6 protein-coding genes are annotated in these 8,158 nt (G+C 72.2%); 1 reads left to right on the top strand and 5 read right to left on the bottom strand.

Features of this window, described 5'->3' with window-relative positions; genetic code table 11:
• Window positions 1-30: 30 nt before the first annotated feature.
• From AOK18_RS04340 to AOK18_RS04320, 5 genes are all read right to left on the bottom strand, one after another.
• The gene (locus AOK18_RS04340; RefSeq protein WP_055693428.1) at window positions 31-1,326 is read right to left on the bottom strand and encodes an SGNH/GDSL hydrolase family protein; all 1,296 of its coding nucleotides are present in this window, start codon (window positions 1,324-1,326) and stop codon (window positions 31-33) included.
• A gap of 170 nt (window positions 1,327-1,496) precedes the next feature.
• Entirely contained in the window at window positions 1,497-2,534 is a 1,038-nt protein-coding gene (locus AOK18_RS04335) for an oligopeptide/dipeptide ABC transporter ATP-binding protein (protein WP_420865576.1), read from the bottom strand.
• Between the two features lie 20 nt (window positions 2,535-2,554).
• Complete coding sequence (locus AOK18_RS04330; protein WP_055573507.1) at window positions 2,555-4,531, bottom strand: dipeptide/oligopeptide/nickel ABC transporter permease/ATP-binding protein; 1,977 nt, start codon at window positions 4,529-4,531, stop codon at window positions 2,555-2,557.
• The gene (locus AOK18_RS04325; protein WP_055573506.1) at window positions 4,531-5,481 is read right to left on the bottom strand and encodes an ABC transporter permease; all 951 of its coding nucleotides are present in this window, start codon (window positions 5,479-5,481) and stop codon (window positions 4,531-4,533) included. Before AOK18_RS04325 ends, AOK18_RS04330 begins: the two co-directional genes overlap by 1 nt.
• Before the next feature lie 85 nt (window positions 5,482-5,566).
• A complete protein-coding gene (locus AOK18_RS04320) occupies window positions 5,567-7,126 on the bottom strand; it encodes an ABC transporter substrate-binding protein (protein ID WP_055693429.1) in 1,560 nt (519 codons plus the stop codon).
• A 223-nt stretch (window positions 7,127-7,349) separates the two neighbouring features.
• On the opposite strand from AOK18_RS04320, the gene AOK18_RS04315 reads away from it, so the two are divergent.
• On the top strand, window positions 7,350-8,069 hold the full coding sequence (locus AOK18_RS04315; RefSeq protein ID WP_074994081.1) for a FadR/GntR family transcriptional regulator: 720 nt from the start codon (window positions 7,350-7,352) through the stop codon (window positions 8,067-8,069).
• Window positions 8,070-8,158 lie beyond the last annotated feature (89 nt).

Here is an 8,158-nt window from a genome sequence, read left to right as displayed (position 1 = left end):
TCCCCGCCGGACCGGCGGGGACCGGGTCCGTCACGGGACGGCCAGGGTGCACACCCCGCTGGCGGGGTCGAAGAGCTGCAGGTCCCTGATCATCTTCAGGACGATCCGGTGGTGCCCCCGCTGGTTGGGGTGCAGGCCGTCGTTGAGCAGGGAGAGGGGGACCTTGCCGCCGTTGCCGTTCAGCCAGTCGTCGTGGTGGTCGATGAAGACGGCCTTCTCCTGGGCCGCGACCTCGCCCATGGTCTGCGCGTAGCGCCAGAGCTCGGCGCGGCCGGACCACCTCGCCGGGTCGACCGGGTTCGGGGCCTGGAGGAGGGGCACGGGGGAGCCGGGCAGGGCGCGGATGGAACGCACGAGCGAGACGAGGTTGGCCCGGTACCCGGCGAGACCGATCCCCGGCGTCGCGATGTCGTTCGTGCCGATCATCAGGGAGACGACGTGCGGCGAGAAGGCGGAGACCCGCTCGCCGAACGCGGCGACGAGGTCGGCGCTGGTGGCGCCGCTCACCCCGGTGTCGATCACGAAGTCCCGGTTCTTCGGCTTGCCGAGTTCCCAGCGGACGCGTTCCGTCCAGTGTTCGGGGTAACTGCGCCAGCCGTTGGTGTGCAGCGCGCCGTGGGTGATGCTGTCGCCGGTGAAGAGCCAGGTGGCGGGGGTGTCGCTGTTGAGGATCGTGGCGAGGCGACCCGCGTCCGCGAGGGCCGGAGCGGGACTCTGGGCCACGAGTTCGGCCTCGGTGAGCACCCGGTCCCAGACCGCGGCCCGTTCGATGGTGCCGGTGAAGAACCACTCGCCGCCCGCGCGGGTGCTGTCGAGGTTGCGTCCGAGGGCGAGCGCCGTCAGGCCGGAGACGCTGCGGAAGAAGGGGCGGGCCGCGGTCTCGAACACCTTCCGGCCGCCCACGTGCAACCGGGTGCCCGTGCCGTCGACCGTGACGGCGACGGTGTGGCTCCGCCCGTCGGCGTAACGTGTCCTGGTCATGACATTCGCGAGGACGGCGTCCTTCTCCCGCACGGAGAACTGCAGGGCGCCGTTGCTCACGGTCAGGGTGACGTTCGAGGAGGGGACGGTCGGGTCCGAGGCACTGAGCAGCGTCATCGCCTGGTTGCGGCTGGTGGTGCGGAAGGTGGCGACGATCGTCCCCGTGGCGAGCGGCGCGACCGCGCCCACCCGGGCCGACAGGTCGACGTGCCCGCTGCCGTCCAGGTCCACGGGAGTGGTGTGGTCCAGCACCGGGCCGGAGAGCGGGGCTGCGACGGCACGGCCGGCCAGGGGAGTGGCCAGGGCCGCCGCACCGGCGGTAAGGAGAAGGGAACGTCTGCGCACGGTGGGCTCCTCGTCGGGATCGGGAGTGAGCGGGCTCGCCCGGACGGGGCGCCGGCGCGGCCCGCCGGCTCCCGGAGGGACACGCCGCCGCCCGTACCGGGGTGACGCGGTCGTGGAGGCTGGTGGCCGCCGGGCGGTGCGCGGCCGTCCCGCACACCGCCCGGCGGCTGTCACGGGGCGCTCGCCGCGCTTCCCGACAGGGAGAGCGTGACGCTCTCCCCGGTGCCCTGCGGGTGCACGCAGTGCCAGCGGTGGCCCTCGGGGGTGGCGGTCGCCTCCGGGAAGGCGGTGGCGCAGGCGTCGTCCGCCTTCCAGCAGCGGGTGCGGAAGGGGCAGCCGGACGGCGGGTTGGTCGCTGAGGGAACCGGGCCGTGCAGCACGATCCGCTCCGGGCGCTCCAGCAGGCTCGGCGTGGCGGAGAGCAGCGCCTCGGTGTAGGGGTGGCGGGTCCCGCCGGTCACCTGCCCGGCCCCGCCCTCCTCGACGACGCGGCCCAGGTAGAGCACGGCGATGCGGTCCGCGAGGTAGCGCACGGTCTGCACGTCGTGGGAGATGAACACCATGCCCAGGCCGAGCCGGGCGCGCAGATCCACCAGGAGGTTGAGGATCTGGGCGCGCACCGAGACGTCCAGGGCGCTGGTGGGCTCGTCGGCGACGATCAGCTCCGGCTCCAGGGCCAGGGCGCGGGCGATGGCCACCCGCTGGCGCTGACCGCCGGAGAGCTGGCCGGGCAGCGCCTCCAGGGTGTGCCCGGGCAGGCCGACCAGGTCGAGGAGTTCCCCGACGCGCCGTTCGCGCTCGGCGCGGGTGCCGCGGCGGTGCACGTCCAGCGGGTCGCGCAGGATCCGGCGGACCGGCAGCCTCGGGTTCAGCGCGGTGGAGGGGTCCTGGAAGATCACGCCGACACTGGCGCCGAAGTCGTCACGGCGCTCGGCCGCGGGCATCTCCCACAGGTCCCGGCCCTTGAAGTACACCCGCCCCTCCGTGGGGCGCTGCAGCCCGGTGACCACCCGGGCCAGGGTCGACTTGCCGCAGCCCGACTCGCCGACCAGGCCGAGGATCTCGCCGCGCCGCACCTCCAGGGAGGCGTCGGTCAGGGCGTGCACGGCGTCCCTGCGCAGGATGCCGCCGCTGCGGGCCTTGTGCCGTACGTGGATGCGGTCGAGCCGGACGAGGGGGTCCGTCGCAGGGGCCTTCGTGGGGTCCATCGTGGTGTCCTCCGGGGCGGTCATCGGGCGCTTTCCAGCGACTCGGCCGACCGGTCGACGGGCGCCGGGTGGTGGCAGGCGAAGAGGTGGTCCGGCGCCCCGTCACGGTCGGCGGCGGGCGGCGGGGTGGTGGCGCACAGCTCGGTGGCGGCGGCGCAGCGGGAGGCGAACCGGCAGCCGGCGCCGAACGCCCTGGGCGCCGGCACCACACCGCGGATCTGGTGCAGCCGCTCCGTGCCGGCCTCCAGCGAGACGACGGAACCGAGCAGTCCGCGGCTGTAGTGGTGGGCGGGGTCGGTCAGCAGGGAACGGGTGGCGCCGGCCTCGGCGACCTGGCCCGCGTACATCACCGCGATGCGGTGGGCGAGGTCGCCGACCAGGGCCAGGTCGTGGGAGACCAGGACCATGGCGAAGCCGAGCTCGTCGCGGAGCCTGACCAGGAGCTCGACGACCTGGGCCTGCACGGTGACGTCGAGCGCCGTGGTCGGTTCGTCGGCGATGAGCAGCCGGGGGCTGCGGGAGAGGGCCATGGCGATCAGCACGCGCTGGCGCTGGCCGCCGGAGAGCTCGTGGGGGTAGCTGCGCAGCGTGCGCTCGGGCGACAGGCCGACCAGGTCGAGGAGTTCGGCCGGGGTGCGGGTGCCGCCGCGGGAGGTGAGGCGCTTGAGCTGGGTGCCGATGAGGACGGACGGGTTCAGGGACGACATGGCGTCCTGGTAGACCATCGCGATCTCGGGGCCCATCAGCGCCCGGCGCTCCTTGGGCGCCATGGTCAGCAGGTCGCGCCCGCGGTAGAGGATCTGGCCCTCCGCCTCGGCGTTGCGGGCCAGCAGGCCCATGACGGCGAGGCTGGTGATGGACTTGCCGCAGCCGGACTCGCCGACCAGTCCGAGGGTCTCGCCCTCGCGGACGGTGAAGGAGATGCCGTCCACGACACGGGTGTCGCCGTAGCGGTCGGGGAAGCGGATGGTCAGGTCGCGCACGACGAGCAGTTCGGCGGCGTCCTCGGCCAGCGGCGGCACGGAGGGCTCCATGGCCGTCAGGCGGGTGGCGAGCTCGGTGAGCGCGGTGCGCATCTCGGGGGTCTCGGCGACGGGCGCGGCGGCGGTGGCGACGTCCTTGCCGTCCTCGGCGCCGCCGGCACGGGCCTTGTCCGGGGAGGCCGCGGCGTCCGTCATGCCCTCGGACAGGACGTTGAGGGCGAGGACCGTGAGCAGCAGGCACAGACCGGGGAAGAGGGTCGCCCACCAGCCGCCGGACAGCAGGATCTGCCGGCCGTAGGCCAGCACGCTGCCCCAGCTGGGGTCGGGGTCCTGCACACCGGCGCCGATGAAGGACAGGCTCGCCTCGAAGATGATCGAGTCGGCGACCATGACGGTGGCGAACACCAGCACGGGGGCGGCGCAGTTGATCGCGACGTGGCGGGCCACGATGTAGCCGCGGCGGGCGCCGATGACCTGTTCGGCGGCCACGTAGTCCTCGCCGTACTGCTCCAGGACGTTGGCGCGCACGACCCTCGCGAGGGAGGGGGAGTAGACGAAGGCGATGGTGAAGATGATCACCGGGACGCTCGGGCCGAACACGGCGACGAGCACGGCGGCCAGCGCGATCGGCGGGAACGACATGACGACGTCGAGGGCGCGCATGACGCTCTCGTCGGCGAACTTGCGCGAGGTGGCGGCCAGGGCCCCCAGGAACGAGCCGATGGTCAGGGCGAGCAGGGTCGCGCCCAGACCGATCACGAGGGAGTAGCGGGCGCCGTGCACCACGCGGGCGAACACGTCGCGGCCGGCCCGGTCGGTGCCGAACCAGTGGTCGGCGCCGGGCGGCTGGGCGGGGATGCCGGTGGCCAGGGGGTCCTGGGTGAGCAGCGGGGCGAAGACCGCGCTCAGGACCACCACGACGAGGACCCCGAGGGCGATCCGGGAGGGCACGGGCAGGCGGCGCAGGCGGGTGCCGGGGGCCAGCTTCTCGGCGAGGGAGCGTGGGGCGAACATCACACCGTCCTGATGCGCGGGTTGACGAGCAGGTAGAGCAGGTCGACGACGACGTTGACGACCAGGAAGGCGATCGCGATGGTGAGCACGGTGCCCTGCACGAGTCCGACGTCGCCTCCGGTGACGCCCTCGAGGATCAGCTTGCCCATGCCGGGCAGGTCGAAGATCGCCTCGATGACGACGGCGCCGCTGAGCATGTACCCGACCTTGACGCCGAGCACGGTCAGCGGGGTGACCAGGGCGTTGCGCAGGGCCGAGCGGACGATCATCAGGGGCGGCAGGCCGCTGCCGCGGGCGGTGCGGATGTAGTCGCGGTCGAGTTCGGTGACCATCGAGGTGCGGATGAGGCGGGCCAGGGAGGCGGCGACCGGCAGCGCGAGCGCGATCGCGGGCAGGGCCATGCTCTCCAGCCAGCCGCCGAAGGAGTCGGCCGGGTTGACGTAGCCGCCGGTCGGCAGGAGCTGCATGTTCAGTGCGAACTGCTGGATGAGCAGGACGCCGAGCCAGAACGAGGGCAGGGCGATGCCGGCCATCGACAGCACCCGGAAGACCTGGTCGGGCCAGCGGTCCCGGTAGACGGCGCTGGTGACACCGAAGACCAGGGCCAGCACGATGGCCAGCGCGAGGCCGAGCAGCGTCAGCTGCAGGGTGAGCGGGAACGCGGTGGCGATGCGGTCGACGACGGGCTGACTCGGCGGCACGGTGACCCCGAGGTCCCCCTGCACCAGATCGGCCAGGAAGGCGAAGTACCGCACCGGCAGCGGGTCGTTGAGGCCTTGTGCCTCGGCGAACGCGGCACGGGCCTCGGGGCTCGCGCTGTCACCGAGCGCGTTGTACGCGGGGTCGACCGGTGAGAACTGCAGCACCACGAAGACCAGCAGCGCGATGCCGAGGATCATCACCGGCATCATCGCGACGCGGCGCAGCGCGAGCCGGAGAAATGCAACCATCGTGAGGTTCCTAGAGATTGGGGGCCGGTCGCCGCCGCCGCCCTCAGGGCGGCGGCGGCGACCCGACGGTCCGGGCGGACGAGGCTCAGGCGCGGCCGACGTCGACGAAGGACAGTCCGGTGGTGGGCAGCGGCCTGAAGCCCGTCAGCGTGCCGTCGCGCCAGGCGGTGGGCAGCTTGCGGTGCAGCACCGGGTAGAGGGCCGCCTCGTCGGCGACCAGGTCGGTGACCTCGCCCCACAGCTGCTTGCGCTTCTCGGCGTCCGCCTCCCGGGCGGCCTCGTCGAGCAGCGACCGGGTCTTCTTGTAGGCGGCGGAACCCTTCCAGCCGTAACGGTTCTCCGGCCAGAAGCCGTAGTAGAACCAGCGCAGCAGCAGGTCGGCGTCGTTGCCGAAGACCGACGGGTCGCCGGGCGCGGCCAGGACCTCGAAATCGCCCTTGTCGACCTTGGCGTACTGGGCGGGGGACTGGGCGATGTCGAGCTTGGCGTCGATGCCGACCGCGGCCCAGCTCTCCTTGATCAGCGGGGCGATGTCCTTGACCCAGCCGGTGTCGGTGACCAGCAGCGTGAAGGACAGCTTGCCCGCGCCCGCGTCGGCGAGCAGCTTCTTGGCCCTGGCGGGGTCGTGGGCGTAGACCGTGGAGGCCTTCCGGTAGTCCGGGTGCGTGGCCTGGACGTACCCCGTGGCGGCCTCGGCGTTGCCCAGCAGCGCGGTGGAGATGATCTTCTCGGTGTCCAGGGCGTAGTGCAGCGCCTGGCGCACCCGCTTGTCCTCGAAGCGCTTGTCGGCGCAGTTGAACATCAGGAAGAGCAGCCCGAAGGACTGCACGGACTCCACCTTGTCCTTGCCGGTGAAGCCCTTGACGTCGATGTAGGGCACGTCCTCGATGGCCTGCACACGACCGGACTTCAGGGCGCTGACCCGCGCGGACGGGTCGGACATGAGGCGCCAGACCATCTTCTTGGCCTTGGCCGGGTGCGGGCCGTTGTACTTGTCGTACGCCTCCATGACGATCTTGTCCTCGCGGACCGCCGACACGAAGCGGTACGGACCCGAGCCGACGGGCTTGGCGTCGAAGGCCTTGGCGTCGGCGCCGGCGATCTTCTTCGGCACGATCCGCACCACGGATATGCGCGAGGGGAAGAGGGCGAAGGGGTGCTTCAGCTTGAACTCGACCGTCGACCCGTCGACCGCCTTCACCTGGTCGATGAAGGGGACGAACTGCGCCATCAGCGAGGCGTTCTTCGGGTCGAGGACCCGCTCGAAGCTGAACACCACGTCGTCCGCGGTGACCGCCGAACCGTCGTGGAACGTCGCGCCCTCGCGCAGGGTGGCCCGGTAGGTGGTCGCGTTGATCTTCTTGGGCATCTCGGTGGCCAGCGTCGGCCGGGCGACGAGCGTGGCCGGGTCGAGGTCCACCAGGCCCTCGAAGATGTGCATGTTGGCCGCGAACGGCGTCGCGCCCGAGGTGATCATCGGGTCGAAGCCCGTGGACAGCGGGTAGGAGAGACCGGCCTCGATGGTGTCGGTGCCGGCACCGCTCCCGGAACCGCCGGACTCGTCGTTGGTGCTGCCGGGGCCGCCGCAGGCGGACAGACTCGCGGTGATCGCGGTCGCCACACCGAGGGCGCTGGTGTATCTCATGAAGGTACGGCGGTCGAAGCCGGCTGCGCTGCGCGCGGACAAGGTTCCTCCAGGCGGGAAAATGACGTGCAAAGGGCGATGTCGGGAAGAGGCGGGCGCGAACGGTACCTCATCGCCTGTGCATCAGACGTCTGATGTCTGATGCTTGATAGCGTGGGAACGTAGCTCGGCTAGGGAGAGGGGTCAAGAGGTGGCGGTGGGACAGGGGGCGGACCGGCGGACGATGCCGGAGCCCAAGACAGCACGGCAGCCGTTGCGGCAAGAGGTCGTCGACGGCATCAAGGCCTACATTCTGCGCAACGAACTGCGTCCGGGGGACCCGCTTCCGACCGAGCCGGCCCTGTGCGAGGCGCTGGGTGCCAGCCGTTCCAGTGTGCGGGAGGCGATCAGGATCCTCACCGCGCTCGACATCGTCGAGGTGCGGCACGGCCACGGGACCTACGTCGGGCGGCTGAGCCTGTCCGCGCTGGTGGAGAGCCTGACCTTCCGCGGCCTGCTCAGCCCGGACGACGACTTCCAGGTGCTGTCGGACCTCATCGAGGTCCGGGAGCTGTTCGAACGCGGCATGGCCGAACGGCTCGTGACGTCCCTGAGCGCCGGGCAGATCCACCGCCTCGGGGAGCTCGTCGACGACATGCGCCGAGCCGGCGCCGGCGAGGGGCGGGGCTTCGTCGAGGCCGACCGGGCCTTCCACACCCTCCTCCTCGCCCCCCTCGGCAACGACCTCGTCGGGCAGTTGTCCGCGGCCTTCTGGGACGTCTACGTCATCGTCGCGCCGCACCTCGACGTCTTCACGCACGAGCACGAGGCGGCGACCATCGCCAACCACCAGCGCATCGTGGACGCCGTCCGGGACCGGGATCCCGTCGAGTTCGCGGCCGCCCTGGCCGATCACTACGCGCCGGTGCGCCGGCGCATCGCGGAGGCGCGCGCCCGCCGCTGACCGGGGGTTCTTCCGACGGCGGAGGCCGCTGCGCCCCGGAGCGGCCTCCGCCTCGCCGCGGGGTCCCGGCCCCGCCGCCGGGGGCCGGG

The sequence above is a fragment of the Streptomyces prasinopilosus genome (assembly GCF_001419695.1).
In the GTDB taxonomy this organism is placed as follows: domain Bacteria; phylum Actinomycetota; class Actinomycetes; order Streptomycetales; family Streptomycetaceae; genus Streptomyces; species Streptomyces prasinopilosus.
The sequence above is the reverse complement of the archived record's forward strand: the minus strand, read 5'-3'. Positions and strand labels throughout refer to the sequence as shown.